Raw genomic sequence first — 22,008 nt, forward strand, 5'->3', positions numbered from 1 at the left:
TCGTTTCCAATTTGGTAACTCCTGAGTAAACAAGATTGAGCGGGCTAGCATGAGGCAACCGAACTGGAACAGAACCATGATTTTTCCTCGCTTGTGCGCCAGCCTGATGGCTATCGCGCTCACTTTCCTATGGATTGCGCCTCCGGCCCAGGCATTCTGTGGATTTTATGTGGCAAAGGCCGATACCAGTCTCTATAACAAAGCTTCACAAGTTGCGATCGCACGTGACAACAACCGCACCGTCGTCACCATGGCCAACGACTTCCAGGGCGACATCCAAGACTTTGCGATCGTGGTGCCGGTGCCCACTGTTCTTCAAGAAGATCAGGTCAATGTGGGCGACCCAAAAATTCTAGAGAAGCTCGATGCCTTTAGCGCGCCTCGTCTTGTGGAGTATTTTGATGACGATCCCTGTCAAATCAGACCTGAGTTCGATGGTCGCTTGAGAGTACCCACTAGCGGCATTCAAGAATCTGCCGTGAGTGGTAATCGTTCAGATAAAAGCTTGGGAGTTACGGTTGAAGCCAAGTTCACGGTAGGTGAATACGACATTGTCGTTCTAGGAGCCAAGGAATCTAGCGGCTTAGAAACTTGGCTGAGGCGCAACGGCTACAAAATTCCGCAGGGCGCTCAGTCTTTATTACGGCCCTATATTCGCCAAAACATGAAGTTCTTTGTGGCGAAGGTCAATCTTGAGGAGTTTGCCAAATCAAAGACCCAATTCCTACGCCCTATCCAGATGGCCTACGAGTCACCGAAGTTCATGCTGCCGATTCGTTTAGGCATGATTAATTCTGAGGGTGAGCAAGACTTAGTGGTCTATATCCTTTCGCCCAAAGGCCAAGCAGAGCTGACCAATTACCGGACGGTTAATATCCCCACAGACAGCGAGATTCCGGTGTACGTCAAGGAAGAATTCAATGACTTCTACCCGGCAATGTTTAAGACGGCCTACGAACGCGAAGGCAAAAAGGTGGTTTTCCGTGAGTATGCCTGGGATATGGCAAACTGCGATCCCTGTTCATCGACACCCTTAACCCGTGAGGAACTGCGGCAGGCCGGTGTTTTCTGGCTCACGGAGCGCTCCCGCAATAGCTTAGTGGTGCCCCCTAGCTCTACCGGCGTGTTTATTACTCGTTTGCACGTTCGCTACAGCCGCAATCAGTTTCCTGAAGATCTGAAGTTTCAAGAGACAGCCAATCGTCAGCTTTTTCAGGGGCGTTATGTTCTGCGTCATCCCTTTGAAGGTGACGTTGATTGTGCTGAAGGACGAAGATATAAACGATCGCTCCCAGCCCGCTTTGAAAAAGAAGCCCAGACCCTGGCAAAGCTCACCGGCTGGAATATCTCTGACATCCGCAGCAAAATGGGCTTTGACCAGCCTCAACCGACCCGCTGGTGGAAAAATCTCTGGAACTTTGTGTTTGATCACCCTGTGGCGTAGTCTCTTCATGCACCTTAGTTTTGGGATTCTACACGCCTCATGCGATCGCAGTTTCTCTCGTCGCTTGGTTCATCGCTGCCAAAAATTGACTTCAACCCGTTAAGGTTGAGGTGAGTGTATTCTGCGTTGTGTCACCATGCGGATTGAGTCGCTAAGCGTCAAAAACTTCAAAGGCTTTGAGGAGCGATCGTTTGAGTTCCCGCATAGCTTCACACTAGTTGTAGGTGAAAATGCTTCTGGTAAGACTTCGATACTAGAAGCAACCACAGTTGCCTTGCAAAATATGTTCACAAAACTGCAAGGTGTTAATGCTTTGTCTGATAGTGAATTTGGTATTTCTGAAGAGCAGGTGCAGATTCGGAAGGAAGTCTATGGAAATTCTATTCGCTTTGAGCCTCAGCACCCTTCTTGGGTAGATGCTACCTTTAGTCATTTAGGGGAAAAACTTCAAAGCTATAGCAGTTTTAATACTACATCTAAGAATGAGTTCGATGTATATTTTAGCTATAACCACTCAGACAAAAAAATTGTTCATGCAATCGCTGAAGACTTAAGGAATAAAGGAGTTTCTGTATGGCTAGATGATTGGGAGATATTACCAGGAAGGCCATGGAAGCAGGCTATTAAAGGTGCAATAAAAACTACTAGAAGTGTTGCGGTTTGCATTGGAGAACGTAGTATTTTAGGATGGCAAGGGGAGGAGCTTCAGTTATTCATAGATGAGTTCTCAAGTCGGAACATACCTATTATTCCAATCTTGTTGCCAAGCGCTTCTGCAAAAGAAATTGATCTACCTTTATTTCTCAGGAACTTTGCTTGGGTAGATATGCGAAAAGAGGGATATACAACTGATATCCTGAGGCGAATTCATTTGGGTATCGTCGGTGAGCTAGACCTTAGAGAAAAGTTGCCATTAGCTGATTATCAGACTCAAAATGGAGAGGTTATCCCTTTAGCTGATATTTTTGAGCGAATAAGTCAGTTTCCCCGCATTCCAATGCCTGTCATCGCTTTCTATAACTCTAATCGTTTACCTCCGAATCAAAAAACTACCCTTTCAGTAAATCGTTCCAAAACAGATCTATCCCGACGCTATGGCTATCAGGATTGTCTGAAGGGTAAATTAGCTATTCCAGACATTTTTTCTTGGTTGCGTGACGAACAGTTTTCTGGCTTGCAAGAAAATACTGAAAGCCTCTTGTTCCAAACAGTGACTTATGCGATGTGTTCATGCATTCCAGGAGCAACGAGCATAGAGTATAGCATTCGGCAGTATGATCTGGTTGTTGAGTTTGATAATGGCGATATCAAGCCCTATGGAAGCCTAAGCGATGGTCAGCGCATTATGCTATCTCTTGTCGCTGATATTGCCTATCGTGCTGCCTGGATGAATCCCCACCTTGAAGATAAAGTGCTGCAGGAAACTGATGGTGTAATACTTATTGATGAACTTGATTTACATCTCCATCCAAAATGGCAGCGTCGTGTAGTTGACGACCTCAAGCGAACCTTTCCAAAAATTCAATTTATTGTCACCAGTCATTCCCCTTTTATCATTCAGTCTCTTGAGCCGGGAGAACTGATTGTCCTAGATGATGAACCGCAAATTGAATATGCTAATCGCGGCGTTGAAGAGATTGCCCGGTTTATCCAGGGAGTTGATCAACCTTATACTAGCCAGCGATATGTGGATCAAAAAGCAGCATCAAAACGTTATTTCTCCCTTCTCCGTGAAGGTCGTTCAGAAGATGACCCTGAACTACTGGAAGCGAAGCGAAAATTAGATGAGCTAACCGCTCATTACCCTGATAATCCTGCCTCCGATGCGTTTCTAGAAATACAGCGTCTAGCAGCACAGGGGAACAATCACAACGAATGAGGCCCGTTGAACGAGGTGATGCCCCTCAAACCTTCAGTGACTATAGAGCAGCTAAACCATTCCTGGTCAACCGTTTGGGAGACTATTGTAGCTATTGTGAACGCCCCATCAAGACAAATCTGGCTGTTGAACACGTTCGCCCCAAAAATCTCTACCCTGAGCTACGAGAAGACTGGGGTAACTTCTTGTTGGGGTGTGTAAACTGCAACTCGACAAAAAGCGATAAGGATGTTTCTCGCGACAAAGTTCTACTGCCCGATCAGGACAACACGTTCTTGGCCTACGTCTATACCCGCGAAGGTCAGGTACTACCTAACCCTCAATTGGGTGACGTGCTTCAAAAAAGGGCTGAAGCAACGCTTGCATTGACGGGTCTGGATAAATTTCCAGATGAGTTTGATACTGATGCTTCGGGTTCCGCTGCATTGGAAAGATGGCAACAGCGATCGCGAGCGTGGCAGGATGCACAGAATTGCTTTCATGCACTCTCTCAAAACGATTCAGAAGAGATACGCAAACTCATCATTGTTGCAGCCCGTAACACGGGTTTCTTTTCGGTATGGATGATCGTTTTCAAGAGTGATCCCATCATGCTTCAAGCCTTTATTCAAGAATTCCCTGGCACGTCACCCAAATGCTTTGACACAACTGGCAGTCCCATCAACCGTCCAGGCGGGCATCTCTAAAATTGCAGTGGAAAAGAGTGTTGCTGAGGAGAAAGTCACTATCCCTCATGAATCAGGCGCAGCAGCTCATCGGTAGAGATCTTGCCGCTCATCTCTGCTCCTTCCAATAAACTATCCGCCAGATCGCGTTTGTGCTGATGGAGATCGACGATTTGCTCTTCAATGGTGCCCTTAGCAACGAGGCGATAAATCGTTACCGGACGCTGTTGCCCAATGCGGTGTGCCCGATCTGATGCCTGATCTTCCACGGCTGGGTTCCACCAGGGGTCCATATGGATCACGTAATCAGCGGCGGTCAAATTTAGCCCGGTGCCCCCTGCTTTGAGGCTGATTAAAAAGACATCTCCCTCCCCGGCCTGGAAGGCATTGACGCGCTCCTGACGTTTTTTTGCGGGTGTACTGCCATCTAAATATTGGTAGGCAATCTTTTGTTTGTCTAAATACTGTCGCAGAATTTGGAGATGATCCACAAACTGGCTGAATACAAGGGCTTTGTGATGGTTGGCCAGCAGCTCTGCTAAGGTTTCGCTGAATAGCTGCAGCTTGGCACTCGGAGGTGGAGCTTTGGGGACAACAAGCTGAGGATTGCAGCAGGCGCGACGCAGCTTCATGATTTCAGCCAAAACCTGAAGATGCTTGGCTCCGGCTTCGGAATCGCTTTCGGTTAGCTTTGCGATCGCATCCCTCCTCAGCGCTTCATACAGCGCCATCTCTTCTTGACTCAGCTCCACCTGTAGCGTAATTTCCGTACGAGAGGGCAGCTCTTCTAAAACCTGATTTTTAGTTCGCCGCAACAAGAACGGCTGGATCAACTTTTTTAAGCGATGGCGAGCCTGGTGATCCTGATATTTCTCAATGGGTGTAGCAAACCGTTGATTGAAGCGATCCAGCGATCCCAATAGACCCGGATTAATAAATCGAAAGAGATTCCATAGCTCCCCGAGATGATTCTCAATCGGCGTGCCCGTGGTCAGAATCTTGAACCCAGCCTGGAGATTCATGGCCGCTTGCGATCGCTTTGTCGCCATATTCTTGATCGCCTGGGCCTCGTCCAGAACAGTGGTTTGCCATTCGACCTTAGCCAGCATCTGAGCCACGTCTTCCTGCTGCAGAAGACCATAGCTACACACCAATAAATCAAAGGGCTGGAGCTGATCCAATAGCTGCTGTCGGTCACTGTTCCCAAACTGCAGCGGCTTCAGCGTAGGCGCAAACCGCTGGGCCTCGCTGAGCCAGTTCATCCCCACAGATGTAGGTGCAATCACTAACGTGGGTCCCTGGGGTGCACGAGTGAGAATCACCGCCAGCGCCTGTAGCGTCTTACCTAAGCCCATATCATCAGCCAAGCAAGCCCCGACGCCCCAGTGAGAGAGTCGCGCTAGCCACTCAAATCCTTCTTCTTGATAATCTCGCAGCTCTGCCTGCAGCGTTGAGGGAAGTTTCGGCTGAAATTTTTTGACATCCTTCAGTTTTTTGACGTGGGCTTTCCAATGCTTGTCTGCCTTGAGTTGGCCCACATCATCGACCATATCCTCAAGAGCCACTGCCGTCAGGGGGTGAAAGCGGAGGCCATCCCCCTGTGTTTCAGAGTAGGCCCGCAGCTCATCGAGGCGCTTGCGAAATTCCTGGGTCAGGGCCACAAACTGGCCGTCGCCAAGGGGGATAAAGCGGCTGGGGGTTTGCTCTAGCAGCTTCAGCAGTGCCTGCATGTCTAGCACCTCATCGTCAGCAAGCTGCAGTTCACCGCTAGCGGCAAACCAGTCCCGCTGACGCTTGATCTGAAGCTGAAACTGACCGACATCGGCTCGGTGGCTGACGCGCAGCTTCTCGCCCTCTGGCCACTCCAGGACGATATGGTCACCTAAATCCTGCAGCTCTAGCAATAGCTCTAGACAGTTCTCGGGCTCTTCTAATAGCCACTCACTCTCTTGGCCCTCGTGTCGAAGCAGCGTCGGGCAGGCCGATATCGCAGTCTTAGACAATTTCCGTTCTTGTTTCAAATCGCGAGTGGTTTGCAGTCGCCGATCGCCAATTTCAGCAATGACGGTTTCGCCACCGCTGCCGGGTCGATAGTAGGGGCCTCCTTCAGGGAACGGGCGTGAAAAAACCGCCACCTTGAGACCTTCTCCAGCGGGCAATAGGTGAACATGGGGCGTTGCTTGAGACGGCACCTCTGTCGCACTAGCCACGCCGCCGCCGATATCAGACTGGACGGTGACCAGATTAGAGACGGCGTTAATGGCCGCGAGCACCTGCTCCTTCGCTCGTTCCGGCACTGTAAGGCGATTCTTCTGGCCCAGAATCGTGGCAATTTGATGATGGTCTGCCTGAATCTTAATCACCTTAAGCCGCGTCGGGGTTTCTTTAATCACTACAATTTCGTCATTTGACTTAAAGTTTGGCGTTAGAGTCAGCGCTAGTTGACCCGCTTTTTCTTTTTGAATCAGCAGTTCAGGTTCCCCTTTAACGACCTCAATAGGGATGGTAGGGGTCTCTTCCCAGAAAACATAGGGATGGCCGATGAGAGTTGCGATCGCACACTCTGCAAACCGATACTCAGTTCCGCTGTGGTAGCCATAGGTGGAGTAGGTTTCAATTTGATTGCAAATCCGCAAATCCTGAGCAGAGAGGTACTCCAACTCACCCGACGGATTCTTATAGAGACGCTTCATGGCAATGGGACGTCCCTTACTCCAGCCTCCCTTTGCACTCAGCTTTTGCTCACGGGGCTGCAGGGACCAGTTTTTGCCATATAGAGTGATAAACCAAGCCATCCTAAAATCTGAGGCTACGGGAGAGACTGGCTCTTGATGGAGCTTGGCCAACGCCTTGAGGCTCATCTCCCAAGGCTCCAGAGTGTGAATAATATTCACGAGCGGTTGAATGCCGCTGCCCTGTCGCAAAATCTCGGATTGGGTCTCATAAGTGGCGTCAGGCTCTAGCTTGGCCAGCAGTGACGCCACCTCCATCGCCACCCAGTGATATCCCGATCGCATGGCCTGTTGATAGAGGGGCATCAGTATGCGGGGCAGTTTTTTCTGGGCACGATCGGCATTGACCCAGTACTGACACAGCGAGCCAAAGAGAATATCTAGGCTATGGTGTCCCTCGTAGGGATGGATGTAGGCTCCTAGTAGAGAGGCTTTTGATGATAAATCACCCTGCTGGAGTTGTAGAAATTGATTGAGCCAGACATAGGTGGTTCGCAGCCAGTAGTGCTTGGGCTGACGAACCATCTGCTGGGTATAGCTCTGGGCTTCCTGGAGTCGTTCTGGAGAGCCGTCCTGGAGCAGCGCCAGAATAAAGAATAAACCACTGATGTTGCCAAAGTAGGCCTTACGTTTCTTTTTGACTGCCCGGAGGTGGGTCAGCGCCCGAGTGTAGTGGGCAATGGCCTTCGAGGTGTCTCCCTGTAAGAACGCCAGCCAGCCCCAATAGGTGGCTGCGCTGTCTTCTGAAAGCTGAGCGAGTGACTCCAGCACCGCAGGAACCTCTTCGACATCGCCACGCAACAGAAGCTGTTCCGCCAGCATCAGCTTTAAAGCCGCGGAACAGCGAGAATTCTCAGCCACAGACTCTTCCAGAAGCATCTCAAAGGCTTCTTCGCAGTTTGCCAACGTCAAGACAGAATGGTCGAAAATACCGTAGAGGCCAAGCTCATAGAAGTTCGGAGACAGCGATTGGAACCATTCAGCATCAAAGGGATTACTGCAAATCGTAGCGATCACCTCTGCCTGAGTCAGTTTGTCCTGAGGGTATTTAGCTTGGTGGTAGTCTTTGATCTGCGCTTCAAAAGAAGCGAAGTCCTGCCGATAAAAGTCAATACGGGCCTCACGAAGGAATTGTGCTTCACTCTTAAATCGCCGAGGAGCATTTTGATGAGGGTAGTAAATTGGGATTGCCTTTTGGACCACCCGGGCGTAGACAGCAAACCGCCCTGCCTTCACAGCATCACGAGTTGCGATCTCTGCAATGAATGGATGACACTGTGGTCCCTGACCACGCTCTTGCAACAATAATCCTGCATCGAGCAGCCCATCAATATACGGCTTCAGATTTTTACTAATAAAGGGGGCTTGATCAAGATCTCGAATCCCCAGCTTGTTAAGGCACTCCATGATGGTGGTGCGATTAACCGGTTCATAAACAACGGCAAGAAGCTGCACAATCTCTTGTGCAACAGCAGGGCAGGCATTGTAAAGATCTTGAAGCTGACTACGTTGCTTATCGATCTTGAGATCGGAATCGAACATGGCAAAGTCTTTGGCTAGCAGCGATGACGCATCTTAAAACCAGTATTGTCCAGAACCTCTATTTAAAGCGAGTTGACAAAAAAAAGCCGAAAGGATTCACGACAGGCACTTCTGGCTGACGACACAAAAAAGTAGAGTGAATCAAGACACCACCCTAAAATCGCCCGTCTAGAGTACAAAATAGAGATGGTTGTCCTGTAGGAGCATCCGAATCTTTGTCCAAGCAACGCCTTGACACTTTACTGGTTGAGCTAAATCTTTGTAATTCTCGTCAGCGTGCCCAGCGCCTGATTCGTGCGGGTGAAGTGAAAGTCAATCAGCAGCTGGTTGATAAACCGGGCACTCAAGTGCCCACTGATGCCAAAGTAACGGTCAAAGAACGGCCTCCTTACGTTTCGCGGGGCGGAGAAAAACTAGTTCAGGCTCTGCAAACGTTTCCAATTCAGGTTAAAGATCGTGTTGCTCTCGATGGCGGTATCTCCACAGGTGGCTTCACGGACTGTCTATTGCAGAACGGCGCCCAACAGGTCTACGGGGTTGATGTCGGCTACGGACAAGTGGCCTGGAAGCTGCGCACAGATCCCCGCGTCATTCTCAAAGAGCGCACGAATATTCGCTATCTGAAGCCGAATGATCTCTATGCTCCTGATGCCCAGGTTCCTGATTTGGGAGTGATGGATGTTTCGTTTATTTCGTTGACGAAGGTGCTGCCTGCTTTTTGGGCGCTGCTGCGGCCGCCCCGTGAAGTGGTGCTGCTGGTCAAGCCTCAGTTTGAGGTGGGTCAGGAGCGGATTGGGAAAAAAGGCGTGGTTAGGGATCCAGTAGCTCAAGGAGATGCGATCGCAACTGTCCTCACAGCAGCCGAGACCCTGGGCTGGCAGTACGCCGGTCTTACCTGGTCTCCCTGTCCTGGTCCTGCGGGCAATATTGAGTTTTTGCTCTGGATGCAGATGCAGCAGCAAGCAGACCGTCCTGAAGCAACAGATCTGATTCAGCTTGCCAAGACCGCACAGCAGCAGTTATTTAAGGCTTCCTAGCGACAATCGTCCGATGGCGCGGGTCGCTAGCCACCGTCACGACGGCTTCAAACCCCGTTGCTTCAAGAGCTGACTCCACATCAAAGGTGTAATAGTCATCACTCCAGGGCTCTGTACTCTTCATCAGAGTAAAAAGTGCGGGCGGTAAATTCTGAATCACGGGTGACTTTGGATTGTTGTCTACCAGGGCAATGCATCCCCCTGAGTTCAGCAGACGATAGACCTCTTGAAAGATCTCTGCGGTGGCCTGTCGTGGCAGCTCATGAATCACAAACTGAAGGGTAACCAAATCAAAGGACTGGCTCTCAAACCCAGTTTCCTCAGCCTTCGCATGTCGCCATTCAGCGATCTCCTGGTGCGTATCTCGAAGTTTCGCCACGCTCAACATATGGGGCGATAAATCGAGACCGATTGTTTTCGCCTGAGGATAAAAGCGTTGAAGCATCAGGGTCGAGACGCCCACAGAGCAACCAATATCAAGGATTCGCTCCACTTGACGAGGTCCATGCTCCGCTAAAACCTGATGGAAACTGGAGCGTAGGCGAGCCTGAGCATCTTCCCAGGTTAAGTCTTCTTGCGGCCACACTCGAAGCGCCATTGAATAGGTGGCAGACTCGGCTTCAAAGGCAGCGGGCCAACAGAGATTTCCCTCAGCGTAGGCATGGAAAGGCACTTGATAGTAGTCAGGATAGGTAACGGGCCGCTCTACGGTCTCCAAAAGCAATTTGACATTGGATGCCTCTAGCTGCTCATAGTTCTGACGCCAGGGGATGCCGTTCGTTTCAGCCGTTTTGATCAGCACCCGACGGGCCTGCTGCTTCATGACTGAATAGATAGGCTTCGTCTGGATTAACAGATTCACAAATCGGGAGAGCCAGTCGCCCCCCGCCCAGTCTGGCTTAATTTTATCGGTTGCGTCTAACGTAGATGTGCCCAAATCGACCTCGAATTGACGTCAATGTTCTCTATTTTAGGAGTTTCTGTATCTTCATTCACTTGTTGGAATGGCACGGGTTAAACAAGGGACAGCAACAACGGTCCCCGTGGCCTCTCCAATTTGAACCTTAAGGCCCGCTCCACCTGCTTTTGTTTTGATATAGCCCAACCCGAGGTAGCCATCAGCCGTCTGAACCTGGCTGGTGAGTATGCCAACTTTCCGATCTTCCAGCAGCAGGGAAGCACCGGGTTCAGCAGATTCTTCAAGCTGGATACCCCAAAGCTGCTGCTTCACGCCGTTGTAAGTGTTAAGACGGGCAATTGTCTCCTGGCCAATGTAGCAGCCTTTATCTAGAGAGATTGCGTGCCAAAGTCCAGCCTCTAGGGGGTTATAGTCTTCTGTGAGCTCGGCATCTGGGGAGGGTCGACCTTGCTGTACTCGAAGCTGCTCCCAGGCTTGAGTGCCCATCGGTACCGCTCCAGCTTGTCTGCACATCTGCCATAGCTCAGCAGCCTGTTCATACGAAACAAGTAGCGTATAACCCGGAGTCGAGAGTCCGCTGCCCACTGCAATCCGCAGAGTAATGTCCTCGACGGTGACGGTCTGATGTTGGTGCAGCTCGGTAGGTAAAGCTAATCCCCATTTCTCTAGCAGAGCCTGGGATTCAGGACCGAGAAGACTAAAGGTAGCTAGGGTATGGGTGAGATCGCAACATTCAACCTTGTCCCCAAAAAAAATATAGCGGTCAAACCACTGCAGCAGCTGCTCTCGGCGGCTAGGAGACACCAATAACAAAATCGAATCTTCAGTGACATAGGCACTCACCAAATCGATCGTGCGGGCTGTAGAGGTCAAAATCACGGTGTCGCAGCCCTGCCCAACCTTCAGAGCCTTCAAATCATTGGTGCTCTGGTTGTGCAAAAAGCTGAGACGGTCTGCTCCTTTGAGTTCTAGAAGACCCCAGTGGGTGCGATCGCAAATCGCTACGCCAGAGCTAGCTGCAATCACGGCCTCCTGATCTTGCCCAAAACTCTTCACCATCGACGGCTCGCCCTCCAACTGAGCGCCGTCTGTCTGCTGACTATCTCGCAACTTCTGAAGCATCATATTCACGGGTCTATTCAACAGTGCCTCAAACATCTTAGACCGACCTACTATTTTCTTGACACTTAAAAATCCGATCTTAGAAAACAAAAAGGGAGCCCATTTTTGTAAAGAAACAAGAAGAAAGATCCATCTGACTTAGCAATTCGTTGCAATTGACAGATGGCAACAAGTTGTATGCGATGATTTATGCGAGAGAAATCTAAAATTTTCACTGTCACCCCTGCTTTGAGACGACTGCGAGGGGCTGTCCGATTTGAGAGGAGAACAACTTCATGACAATGGATATGGTTCAAGCTGGTGGCGATCCCCAGGTGGGAAACCTCGCAACTCCAGTCAATTCTTCAGGTATTGTTAAAACTTTTATCAACAATCTACCTGCTTACCGCAAGGGACTTTCGGCCAACAGCCGCGGCCTAGAAGTGGGTATGGCTCACGGCTATTTTCTCTATGGTCCTTTTGCGATTTTGGGCCCCAACCGGGGTGCTGAGATCGGCGATATCGCAGGTGCTTTAGGGGCGGTTGGGTTAATCAGTGTATTGACCATCGCTTTGTCTCTTTACATCAGTGCGGGCGTCAGCCAACCTGCCGCAACCTGTACAACACCTAATCCTCCTTCAGAGTTAGGTACAAGCGAAGGCTGGAGTTCTTTCTCTAACGGGTTCTGGATTGGCGGCTGTGGCGGCGCTGTTTTTGCCTTCGCCATCTGTCAAATGCCTTTCCTAACTCCACTTCAGGACATCATCCGCGGCATCTGGCCTGCATAGGCTGACAGTCATAGCCCCTTCTCCAAGAGGCCTTCTCTGACTGAATCATGCTCTTCAAAAAAGCGTCCTTGCTGTAGCAGGGGCGCTTTTTTAGGGCCGAATTTCAGATTAAAGCGTTGACGGGCCAATCCCAGCGGCCATCGCTTGATTGCCAATCCCCCTGACTAATCGGTGATGCCTGTCTTTATCCGAGAAAAACTGTACCGTGAAAAGGGAGGCGTCCTGTACAGCCGGTGAGGGTGAGTTTAAGTTTGCGATCGCAAAAGAAACGTAGCCCCGAGCACAGGTATTACTCTGCGGGTCAAGCCTCTAAATCTAATCCACCCATGGAGGTGAACAACGTGAAAGCGCTCATGTTGCCCCTGACAACCTTACTCGCCCTTTCGACATTAGAAGCAGTTCAAGCTTCAGAAGGGCACCTGCTCAACGCATCGTTGAAAGTGCATTCGTCTCAACTTAGGGGGCGACGTCGGCACTCTTCTCCCCAACACTTTCATCGTTTTAGACCACATCCCTTCAAGCAACGTCGGCTGCGCCGAAAGTTCCCATTCAAGCGCAAACGAGTCTTTCTCCAGCCCCATCCAGGAATTCATTACCGGCAATATATTCGTCCATTCCCCTCCCTGAAAAATTCTCACCATTCTCATCGAGAGTTTTATCCACACGATTATCATCCTGTGCGCAGGAAAATTCGCATTCGTCCTGGCCGCGTCACCGTCAACCCAGAAGAAGCCAAGACTCCTCGGCGCATTTACGTTAACTCTGTTCCCGAACTAGAGCCAATCCATACCTTACCGGCTGAGTTTGTGGGGCCAGACGGCCAGTATGACCGGCAAGGATTGGCAAAGCAGATCACGCTCAAAATGGGGCAAGATCCTGAGCTAGAGCCGCTCTTGAAGACATTAGAGATCACTCAACAGGACAGTCGGGTCATCTTTAAAGGCCAGCTCCCCAACCAGACCGTGCTAGATAAGCTTGTCGCTATTTCCAAAGCAACGCGAGGCGTTCAGACTATCGAAACACAGCAAGTCGTTATCCTGGCTACCAACCAAAGCCAGCTAGAATAAAGGCTTTCTTGCGTGCAGGGAAAATTGAAATGCGCCACAATCTCCGGTTGACGGTCCCTTAGAAAAACGTTTTGATAACAACCATCGCCACCCAGAATTTCGGTCCCCGATGCATGTTAAGATACATATCGATTATACAAGCTGTGTTGGAAGGAAAATTCGATGGAAGCAGCCCTGCTGGTGGCAAAATTACCGGAAGCCTACTCCGCATTTTCTCCCGTAGTGGACGTAATGCCAGTCATTCCCGTGTTCTTTTTCTTGTTGGCCTTTGTCTGGCAAGCTGCGGTTGGTTTTAAATAAACCCTTAACCCAACGACCATTTACATTACATATTTCAAAGTTCAGGGAAACAAGCAATGCTTGTTTCCCTATTTAGTCTGTAAATCAACTCAACCAGAGCGGGTTGCTAGGGAAGAAGTACATCCCAACCAACCAACCACCGCTAAACGCTGTACTCGAGATAGATAAAAGAATCACAAGCGTCACGACACGACTAAATCCAGCCGTTTGAAACTCCAATCGGGCAAACAGCTGAGTCAAGACCAAAATGAGAACCTCAACAAACGCTGTTGGAGCAGAAGCCGCCAGAGTCAGCGACAAACTGAAAATGAGCATTGTAATCACACCCCGAGGACCAATCCGCATCATACGGCCCATCAGTCCGCCACCCCACATTAGGGCGATCGTAGAAGCGCAAATGCCAATGAGTGCCCCAACAGACCAGAGAATATTCTGTGCAGACAACTGCCAGCCGAGCAGACCGTAAGCCAAACTCACCGTCAACAGAGAGACCCATAGCGTTGGGCGAACATCAACCGTCATTCCAGATATCAAGCTCCCCAGAGAACCTCAGCTTCAGTGTGCTGGCTTATGTAATAGAAGTCCAGGGTAGCTCTTGCATTAGAATTCATTAGAAGCGGCAAAGCATCGCATAGGGCAATAGAGCACAGACGTGACAGACATTCAACCAGAAGGGTTAGAGACAGATATCGTCCCCCCCAAAGAGATACAGCAACATCAAAAGATGATGCAGCGCTGCCTAGCGCTTGCTCAACAAGCTGCAGGTCGCACCGCCCCCAATCCACTCGTTGGCTGCGTCATTGTTCGTGACGGAGAGATTGTCGGCGAAGGCTTTCATCCTCAAGCCGGAGAGCCCCATGCCGAGGTTTTTGCGCTACGGGCAGCAGGCAAGCAAGCCACTGGAGCCACCGCCTATGTCAGCCTAGAGCCATGCAACCATTTCGGACGCACGCCACCCTGCACCGAAGCTCTCATTAACGCTCAGGTCGCCCGAGTCGTTGTCGGCATGGTCGACCCCGACCCGCGAGTTTCAGGTCGCGGCATTGAACGGCTGCGGTCTGCCAATATCCGAGTGATCGTAGGTGTCGAAGAGCAAGCTTGCCAAGACGTTAACGAAGCATTCATCCACCGCACCCTGCATCAACGTCCTTTCGGTACCCTCAAATACGCCATGACCCTTGATGGTAAGATTGCCACCTCTCAAGGTCACAGCGCCTGGGTGACCCAAGAAGCCGCTCGCACCCACGTTCATCAACTCCGATCAACCTGTGACGCTGTCATTGTGGGCGGCAACACCGTACGCCACGACAACCCTCGCCTCACAAGTCACGTCGGTGGTAATTCCCCCAATCCCTTACGAGTGGTGATGACCCGCTCCCTCCAACTACCGAAAACAGCCCACCTTTGGGATCAAGAGGAAGCAGCGACTCTAGTCTTAACCGAAGGCAATCCCAACCCCCAGTTTCAAACCGAACTCATTGAGCAAGGCGTAGAAGTGGTCAATCTAGAGTCTCTAACTCCGCTTCACGCCATGAACTATCTCAATCAGCGAGACATCCTATCCGTTCTCTGGGAATGTGGAGGAACCCTAGCAGCCCCTGCAATCGCAGATGGTGTTGTACAAAAAGTCCTAGCATTTGTAGCTCCAAAAATTGTAGGCGGCCTCAGTGCTCCTTCTCCCGTTGGCGAGCTAAACCTCAACAAAATGACCAGCGCCATCACTCTAGAAAGAGTTCACTGGCGCACCCTAGGCCCTGATCTTTTGGTAGAAGGGTATCTCTCATCAGATTAGATGGCCCATCTTCAGATTTTCACATCAGACGACAGCACGTCTGATTGCCATACGCCTAAAAGAGGCCTCCAAGTTCATTGGCGTAATCGCCGCGGGCATACTATCAGTGTTCAAATCGTGAAGAAGATCACACATCCATTGACACAAAAATGATAGTGTGATTTCCTGAAGCCCAAGCACCCACCACTTTTGAAGCACAAGCTCCACAAAATCACGTGGCACCAGCTTCCAAAAGCGTCTCTGTTGCCGGCCTGTGCAATCCCACCCTAGACAAAAAACATGAGTTCAGCACTGACCCCGGATGTTTTTCTCACTGGTACAACTCTCCAGCAGGGTAAATACCGTCTAGATAGCATTCTGAGCCAGTCCGACAGCCTAATTATCTATCGTGCGACCCATCGTTGCTTAGACAAAACTGTTACTATTCAGACCCTCCGCAACCGCCCTGAATTAAACCCCAATCAGCCCAGGATAGTACAGCGATTCATCTCTGCGGCTCAGAGAGCGGCGCAAGCATCTCACCCTCATCTCATCCACATCAACGATTTGTTCGTGGAATTAGAGTTACCCTTCCTGGTCATGGATCATCTCGTTGGAGAATCTCTAGGGGAACTTACGGCGAAGCACTCCTTTTCAGAGGAAAAAGCGGTTGAATATATTTTTCAGGTTGCTCCCGCTCTAAGTGCCCTGCACCGGCAAAATTGTCTGCACGGATCTCTACAGCCCGAGCATCTGCTACTGCAGGCAGCAGACAACCGCATCGTTCTTACAGACCTCGGTCTGGAGAAGTCACTGATGTCAGGGTCGCTAAACTCAGGCTCAGCAGGTTACATCGCGCCTGAGCAATACTCCTCCAATCAGGGTTTAAGCCCCGCTACTGACGTCTACGCCCTTGCGGCCACTTTTTACACCCTATTAACCGGCCATCGGCCTGTGTGTGCAACATCAAGGCAGCAAACGTCACTGCCTTCACCTCGTCAATTTTATCCACAACTGAGCCATGCCAGTGAGCAGGCAGTCTTCACTGGCATGGCGCTGAGAGCTTCAGAGCGTCCTCAATCAATTGAGCAGTGGCTGGCGCTGTTGAGGCCAATGCCTCCATCTAAACCACCAAAGATCAAAGCAACCGTTACACACCTTCAGAAGACGACCCAGCTCCAGGGTGCTTCGACCGCAAAGCCCTCCTCTGCCCCCCTAAAGCCCCACAGACAAGTTCCTAACGCAACCGCCGAGGCTGAAGTGGCGGCATCTCTCCTAGTACCGCCGTCTACCCCCCTAAAAGACATGTCTACCCGTTCAAAGCCCCTGACTCATCCAAATCATCCAAAATTTCCGACACGCTTTCTTTGGCTCACTAGCGCCATTGCAGGCGTAATGGGACTAGGCTTCGGCTTTGTACTACGGTTTAACTACCTTTCTCAATTTTCAGCCCCCCAGGCTGTCAGTCCCAAAAGTACAAAAGTTCAAAAAGAATCTTTCCCTCCCAGACCAAAGGCTGAGAGTTCAGACCTTAACCCAACAAATAATGCAGTAGGCAATCTCGCTCCAGAACCAGGCCCTAGACCACAAGATTTTGCAAACGTTGAGGAACCTGTCAAAAGAGAGAACATCACAGGCACAGCAGGCAGACAGACTCTACGCTCAAGTCAGCCTGCCCCCAGAGACTCAATTGTAGAGTCTGAGATCGGTGAAATACCTCATGAGTTGACCCCTGCAGGACTAGCGATTCCTCAAGAAGATAACAGCCCTGCACTGAGTGACTGGGCTGACATCGTCCCCAGCCAGTCAGCTTATCAAACAACATCGCCGGTAGATGAAGAAGCAGACCGCCCCGCAGAGGTCTCACCCCTACCCGAAGACTTCGATCTGTCTGATGCCCCCGACCGCGAGTTTCTAACACCACAAATTTGATGGTTTGAGACAGCCGCCTCTGATAGGTTTGTTTTAAGAGCAGAACTGAGCAGTGCCTGATTGAATTAAGCACTCTTGGAAAACTTGGAGCGTAAGTTAGGTGGGGATAGGGAGCGAGCAAGCTATAATTTTTGTAAAGCCCAACCAAAATATTCCCCATGAGCAATCCTTTAATCCATGCTTTTTTCCTTGGCAGAGCCACGGCAGAAGTTTTCTATGAAGCGGTTGAGCAAACGCTAACAGAAACGGTGAGCAACGCTGGTAAATTTGATGCTGAGCAGCGAGAGCGCCTGCGACAGTTCACCAGCCAAGTTATGGAAAGAGCTCAGGCCGCCGAAGCAACCGCTGGGACTGGAGAAGCAACAACTGTCCATCAACCTGCAGATCTTCAGGAAACGATTGACGATCTACGAGCTGAGATTGCTCAGCTCCGTTCCGCTCTGCAAAAATATCGCAGCCATTCTGAGTAGCCTCAGTGTCAATTTTGTTGGCTTCTTTGGTGACCACGAAAGAACAACGTCACGCCTATCGTTGGAATCGAGAGCGATACTCCCACAGGCGGCGATTCATTGATATCTGGACCTTCGTGCTTCAGTTACTAGCCTCTCGCTGGTGGATGAATCGAAGCTGGAGCTACAGAGGCGAGAACCTCGAAGGGCAGAGGGCTCAGCGGCGTCGAGCTCAAGCCATTTGGATTCGAGAGACGCTGCTAGAGCTTGGCCCCACATTCATCAAGATCGGCCAACTGTTCTCGACCCGGGCCGATTTATTTCCGGCAGAATATGTCGAAGAATTAGCTAAGCTTCAAGACCGGGTCCCCGCCTTCGGGTACGAGCTAGTTGAAAAAATCATCTTGCAGGATTTTGGGAAGACCATTCCCCAACTTTTTAGCTCTTTTGATCCTGTACCGCTTGCCGCAGCTAGTCTAGGACAGGTGCATCGCGCCCAGTTGTCCTCAGGAGAGACAGTTGTTGTTAAGGTGCAACGACCAGGTCTCAAGAGATTGTTTTCGATTGACCTGCAGATCCTGAAGGGCATCACCCATTACTTTCAAAATCATCCTAAATGGGGGCCTGGGCGCGACTGGCTGGGTATCTATGAAGAATGCTGTCGCATTCTCTACGAAGAAATCGATTATCTCAACGAGGGGCGCAACGCTGATACCTTTCGGCGAAACTTTCGTGAATATGCCTGGGTCTATGTACCTCGTGTATTTTGGCGCTATTCCACGCCGCGGGCTTTGACCCTTGAGTATGTTCCTGGCATTAAGATTAGCGATTATGAAGCCCTTGAAGCGGCTGGCCTCGAGCGCAAGGTCATTGCTCAACTAGGGGCTAAAGCTTACTTCCATCAGCTGCTCGATCATGGCTTCTTTCATGCTGATCCCCATCCCGGCAACTTAGCCGTGAGTCCTGAAGGGGCCCTAATTTTTTATGACTTCGGCATGATGGGCCAGGTCGTTTCCGTCACCCGAGAGAAACTCTTAAATGTATTTTTTAGCATCACCAACAAGGACGCCAATCAACTGATCATTGCTCTGATAGACTTAGGGGCACTCTCACCTGTCGATGACATGGGTCCCATCCGCAGATCTATGCAGTATATGCTCAATAACTTCATTGATCAGCCCTTTGAAACCCAATCAGTCGCCCAGATCGGAGATGATCTATTTGAGATTGCCTATGACAAGCCCTTTCGGTTTCCTGCCACCTTCACCTTTGTGATGCGTGCATTTTCTACGATAGAAGGTGTGGGGAAAGGGCTAGACCCTGAATTTAACTTTATGGAGGTTGCACAACCGTTTGCGACAGAGCTTATGACACGTGGAAGCTTTTCTCAAGATCAACAAAGTGGCTTGTTGAACGAATTAAGTCGACAAGCAGCACAGGTCAGCAATACTGCAATCAATTTACCCCGTCGTGTGGAGCAAACCCTCGATAAGCTAGAGCAGGGCGATCTGCGCATGCGAGTCCGTTCTCAAGAAACAGATCGTATTCTTCGACGGCTCAGCTACACCGTGATGGGAACAAACTATGCTCTTCTGATGGGAGCATTCATTCTCTCAGCCACTATTTTATTAGTTAACAAATACCTCTGGTTGGCAGGAATTGCGATATTCTTCTCTGGGGTCATTGGGATTGGCTTTCTACGGATGATGAGACGTATTAACCGCTATGATCGCTACGAACGGATGCTCTAGATTTTGACTGTAGGCCACCACACTATCAATAATTTGATTCGGGTATGAAACGCCAATTTTTTGGATTAAGTGATCAGGGATTGGTGAGATCTGCCAATCAAGACTCTTACTACATAGATGATCCAGAGGGTCGCTTTTTTATCGTTGCTGATGGCATGGGCGGACATGCGGGAGGTGAGGAGGCCAGCCGGATTGCGACGGAGGCGATTCAGGATTACCTCTGTGCTCATTGGAGCACTCAGATTGAACCCACGACATTTCTCAGAGATATGCTTCTAGAAGCTAACCGGCATATCTTGGACAATCAGCAGGCTCATCCAGAACGCTCTGATATGGGCACAACAATTGTTGTCGTTATTTTTCCAGAGGCCGATCCGCCTTGGTGCGTCCATGTTGGCGACTCTCGGCTATATCGCCTTCGAGAGCAACAGCTTGAGCAAATTACAAAAGACCATACCTGGATTTCGCAGGCTGTAGGTTCAGGGTTATTAACGCCGGAGCAAGCCCGCGTCCATCCCTGGCGGCATGTGCTAGCCCAATGCTTGGGCCGTGAAGAACTCAATCAGATTGATATTCAACCTCTCGATGTGCAGCAAGGAGATCGACTGCTTTTATGTAGCGATGGTCTAACCGAAGAGTTATCAGATGACTTGATTTCGCCCTATCTCAGCAAAGACTATTCCTGCAGCCAAGCTGCTGAGGCACTGGTGGAGGCGGCAAAGGAAAAAGGAGGACAGGACAACATCACGGTCGTCATTGTTGAAATGGATGCATCTGTAGACGATTCTCCGTCAGACGAGGGCTAAAGGAACGTCAGTATGAGGGCCGTAATGATCAGAGGCGGGTTACCCCTTCGTTAAATCGTGGCTCGAAGGAGACCTTGATTGAGCTTGCCGCTGCGAAAGCCCTCTAAATCAAGAGTAACGTAGACAAAGCCATAGCTCTGTAGAGCTTGGACCAGAGCAGGTACGTCGGTCCCAGTGACAAAGTCTTGAATCTGCTCTGCCGGTAATTCAATGCGGGCGGTATCGCCATGAGAGCGAACCCGTAGCGTGCAGTGTCCCAAGTTGTGAAGATAGCGCTCTGCTTGCCCAACCCGCTGCAGCTTTTCTGCGGTGATCGTCTCACCATATGGAAATCGAGAGCTGAGACAGGGCTGTGCAGGCTTATCCCACCAAGGTAATTCAAGGAACCGAGCAAGTTGACGGACTTCTAGCTTTGTTAAGCCAACTTCAGCCAAGGGCGATCGCGTTCCTCGTTCCTTGGCTGCCTGGATTCCGGGCCGATAATCCTGCAGATCATCGGCGTTGACGCCATCAACCACATATTGATATCCCAACTGCTGCGCTAGGGGCTTTAGAGTATCGTACAGCTCACTTTTGCAAAAATAGCAGCGGTTGATCGGGTTAGCAGTGTAGTCGGGATTGTCCATTTCGTGGGTCTCGGTGACCCGGTGGAGAATGCCAATAGTTGCAGCCTGTGCTTTAGCGGCTTCAAGGTCTTCGGACAGCAGAGAAGGAGAAACAGCGGTGACGGCTAGAGCGCGGTCTCCCAAAACGTCGTGGGCGACTTTGGCCACTAAAGTACTGTCGATCCCTCCTGAGTATGCGACAAGGGCTCTGTCCATCTGAGAAAATATAGCCTGTAGCGGCTTGAGCTGCTGCATGAAAACGTGATTTTTTGAGCGACGATCCAACTACAGCCTAGCGAACTTTATGGCAGTTCATGTCTCACGGAGGTCTATGATAGAATCGGTGTTTGCAAATTCCACAAATAATCTATGGCACTGCTCCAAGCTCGTAAACAAGAAATCATCGAAGGCTACCAGATTCACGAGACCGATACCGGGTCAGCAGATGTTCAGGTGGCAATGCTGACCGACCGGATCAGCAAGCTCAGTGAACATCTAAAGGTCAATAAGAAGGATCACGCTTCTCGTCGTGGTCTCCTAAAGATGATTGGTAAGCGGAAACGCTTACTGGCCTATATCAACAAGCGCGATGCGGTTCATTATCGTGAACTCATCAAGCGTTTGGGTATTCGAGGATAACGAAGGGAAGGACTTCTCATGGCAGCTAACTCTAAAGACGATGGTAGTTCAGCAGCAGGTTTCGCCACAGATGCTGAGCCAACTGTTGCTGAGAAGAAAAAGAAGCCTCGCCTAGATGCTCCTAAGAAAGCGTCTAAGAAAAAGAAGGAAAAGAAAGCGCCGAGGCGTTTGCCCACGCGTAAAGCAGAAAATGCGCAGTCGGCAATCCCGAAAGTAGTCAGCGATCGCATGGTGAAGCGTGTGCTGGTCATCTCTGGCATCCCTTCTATTTTGGCGTTTGGCGTTTTCCCGTTTAGCTACTACGCATCCTTACAGGGCTGGGTTTCTCTGCCTCCCTTTGTGACACTTGCTGCCAGCGTTACCTGTCTGACGCTGGGGTTGGGTGGCATTAGCTATGGTGTTTTGTCGGCATCTTGGGACGAAGACATTGAAGGCAGTGCTGCGGGTCTGAAAGAATTTAAGCTCAATTTGGGTCGCTTGAAAGATTCACGAAAAGCCCAGAAAGGGTAATCGAGAGCCAGCGGGCGAAAGGATCGAAAAACTCTTAGACTGGGGAAGTAACCCCGAGTCATTGGAGCGAT

19 protein-coding genes are annotated in these 22,008 nt (G+C 50.2%); 14 read left to right on the top strand and 5 right to left on the bottom strand.

The window, feature by feature from the left end; genetic code table 11:
• Positions 1 to 76: 76 nt before the first annotated feature.
• From C1752_RS14180 to C1752_RS14190, 3 genes are all read left to right on the top strand, one after another.
• Positions 77 to 1,444 carry a DUF2330 domain-containing protein gene (locus C1752_RS14180; protein ID WP_110986729.1) on the top strand — a complete coding sequence of 456 codons (1,368 nt, stop codon included), beginning with the start codon at positions 77 to 79 and terminating at the stop codon, positions 1,442 to 1,444.
• Between the two features lie 136 nt (positions 1,445 to 1,580).
• Positions 1,581 to 3,323 (top strand): TIR domain-containing protein, encoded by a 1,743-nt coding sequence (locus C1752_RS14185; protein WP_110986730.1) that lies wholly within the window; start codon positions 1,581 to 1,583, stop codon positions 3,321 to 3,323.
• Positions 3,320 to 4,009 (top strand): HNH endonuclease, encoded by a 690-nt coding sequence (locus tag C1752_RS14190; protein WP_110986731.1) that lies wholly within the window; start codon positions 3,320 to 3,322, stop codon positions 4,007 to 4,009. The genes C1752_RS14185 and C1752_RS14190 overlap by 4 nt, the downstream gene beginning before the upstream one ends.
• Before the next feature lie 38 nt (positions 4,010 to 4,047).
• Here the strand turns inward: C1752_RS14190 and C1752_RS14195 are convergent, their stop codons facing one another.
• Positions 4,048 to 8,262 (bottom strand): DEAD/DEAH box helicase, encoded by a 4,215-nt coding sequence (locus tag C1752_RS14195; protein ID WP_110986732.1) that lies wholly within the window; start codon positions 8,260 to 8,262, stop codon positions 4,048 to 4,050.
• A gap of 215 nt (positions 8,263 to 8,477) precedes the next feature.
• Between C1752_RS14195 and C1752_RS14200 the strand changes: the two genes are divergently transcribed.
• The gene (locus tag C1752_RS14200) at positions 8,478 to 9,299 is read left to right on the top strand and encodes a TlyA family RNA methyltransferase (protein ID WP_110986733.1); all 822 of its coding nucleotides are present in this window, start codon (positions 8,478 to 8,480) and stop codon (positions 9,297 to 9,299) included.
• Here the strand turns inward: C1752_RS14200 and C1752_RS14205 are convergent.
• The gene (locus C1752_RS14205) at positions 9,286 to 10,236 is read right to left on the bottom strand and encodes a class I SAM-dependent methyltransferase (protein WP_110986734.1); all 951 of its coding nucleotides are present in this window, start codon (positions 10,234 to 10,236) and stop codon (positions 9,286 to 9,288) included. The two genes, C1752_RS14200 and C1752_RS14205, sit on opposite strands and share 14 nt — an antisense overlap.
• Positions 10,237 to 10,287: 51 nt before the next feature.
• Positions 10,288 to 11,340, bottom strand: coding sequence for a CAF17-like 4Fe-4S cluster assembly/insertion protein YgfZ (ygfZ, locus tag C1752_RS14210; protein WP_110986817.1), 1,053 nt, complete (start codon positions 11,338 to 11,340; stop codon positions 10,288 to 10,290).
• 275 nt (positions 11,341 to 11,615) lie between these two features.
• Here ygfZ and C1752_RS14215 point away from each other — a divergent pair, with 275 nt between their 5' ends.
• The 3 genes from C1752_RS14215 to C1752_RS14225 all read left to right on the top strand — a co-directional run bounded on the left by C1752_RS14215 (position 11,616) and on the right by C1752_RS14225 (position 13,474).
• Positions 11,616 to 12,107, top strand: coding sequence for a photosystem I reaction center subunit XI (locus tag C1752_RS14215; RefSeq protein WP_110986735.1), 492 nt, complete (start codon positions 11,616 to 11,618; stop codon positions 12,105 to 12,107).
• A 239-nt stretch (positions 12,108 to 12,346) separates the two neighbouring features.
• Positions 12,347 to 13,174, top strand: a complete 828-nt coding sequence (locus C1752_RS14220; protein ID WP_146242342.1) for a hypothetical protein — start codon at positions 12,347 to 12,349, stop codon at positions 13,172 to 13,174.
• 162 nt (positions 13,175 to 13,336) lie between these two features.
• The gene (locus C1752_RS14225) at positions 13,337 to 13,474 is read left to right on the top strand and encodes a photosystem II reaction center protein K (RefSeq protein ID WP_110986737.1); all 138 of its coding nucleotides are present in this window, start codon (positions 13,337 to 13,339) and stop codon (positions 13,472 to 13,474) included.
• Between the two features lie 84 nt (positions 13,475 to 13,558).
• Here the strand turns inward: C1752_RS14225 and C1752_RS14230 are convergent, their stop codons facing one another.
• Positions 13,559 to 13,996: a hypothetical protein gene (locus tag C1752_RS14230; RefSeq protein ID WP_110986738.1), complete on the bottom strand. Its 438-nt coding sequence runs from the start codon at positions 13,994 to 13,996 to the stop codon at positions 13,559 to 13,561.
• Between the two features lie 139 nt (positions 13,997 to 14,135).
• Here C1752_RS14230 and ribD point away from each other — a divergent pair, with 139 nt between their 5' ends.
• From ribD to C1752_RS14255, 5 genes are all read left to right on the top strand, one after another.
• Complete coding sequence (gene ribD / locus C1752_RS14235; protein ID WP_407061216.1) at positions 14,136 to 15,266, top strand: bifunctional diaminohydroxyphosphoribosylaminopyrimidine deaminase/5-amino-6-(5-phosphoribosylamino)uracil reductase RibD; 1,131 nt, start codon at positions 14,136 to 14,138, stop codon at positions 15,264 to 15,266.
• A 279-nt stretch (positions 15,267 to 15,545) separates the two neighbouring features.
• Positions 15,546 to 17,177, top strand: coding sequence for a serine/threonine protein kinase (locus C1752_RS14240; RefSeq protein ID WP_110986739.1), 1,632 nt, complete (start codon positions 15,546 to 15,548; stop codon positions 17,175 to 17,177).
• Between the two features lie 158 nt (positions 17,178 to 17,335).
• The gene (locus C1752_RS14245; protein ID WP_110986740.1) at positions 17,336 to 17,647 is read left to right on the top strand and encodes a DUF6825 family protein; all 312 of its coding nucleotides are present in this window, start codon (positions 17,336 to 17,338) and stop codon (positions 17,645 to 17,647) included.
• A 5-nt stretch (positions 17,648 to 17,652) separates the two neighbouring features.
• Positions 17,653 to 19,377: an ABC1 kinase family protein gene (locus C1752_RS14250; protein WP_110986741.1), complete on the top strand. Its 1,725-nt coding sequence runs from the start codon at positions 17,653 to 17,655 to the stop codon at positions 19,375 to 19,377.
• A 44-nt stretch (positions 19,378 to 19,421) separates the two neighbouring features.
• Positions 19,422 to 20,183, top strand: a complete 762-nt coding sequence (locus C1752_RS14255; RefSeq protein WP_110986742.1) for a Stp1/IreP family PP2C-type Ser/Thr phosphatase — start codon at positions 19,422 to 19,424, stop codon at positions 20,181 to 20,183.
• Between the two features lie 50 nt (positions 20,184 to 20,233).
• On the opposite strand, the gene larE is transcribed toward C1752_RS14255, so the two are convergent.
• Positions 20,234 to 21,043 carry an ATP-dependent sacrificial sulfur transferase LarE gene (larE, locus tag C1752_RS14260; protein WP_110986743.1) on the bottom strand — a complete coding sequence of 270 codons (810 nt, stop codon included), beginning with the start codon at positions 21,041 to 21,043 and terminating at the stop codon, positions 20,234 to 20,236.
• A gap of 114 nt (positions 21,044 to 21,157) precedes the next feature.
• On the opposite strand from larE, the gene rpsO reads away from it, so the two are divergent.
• Both rpsO and C1752_RS14270 read left to right on the top strand, forming a co-directional pair.
• Positions 21,158 to 21,427 carry a 30S ribosomal protein S15 gene (rpsO, locus tag C1752_RS14265; protein WP_110986744.1) on the top strand — a complete coding sequence of 90 codons (270 nt, stop codon included), beginning with the start codon at positions 21,158 to 21,160 and terminating at the stop codon, positions 21,425 to 21,427.
• A gap of 18 nt (positions 21,428 to 21,445) precedes the next feature.
• A complete protein-coding gene (locus C1752_RS14270) occupies positions 21,446 to 21,937 on the top strand; it encodes a PAM68 family protein (protein ID WP_110986745.1) in 492 nt (163 codons plus the stop codon).
• Positions 21,938 to 22,008 lie beyond the last annotated feature (71 nt).

Source organism: Acaryochloris thomasi RCC1774 (assembly GCF_003231495.1).
GTDB lineage: Bacteria > Cyanobacteriota > Cyanobacteriia > Thermosynechococcales > Thermosynechococcaceae > RCC1774.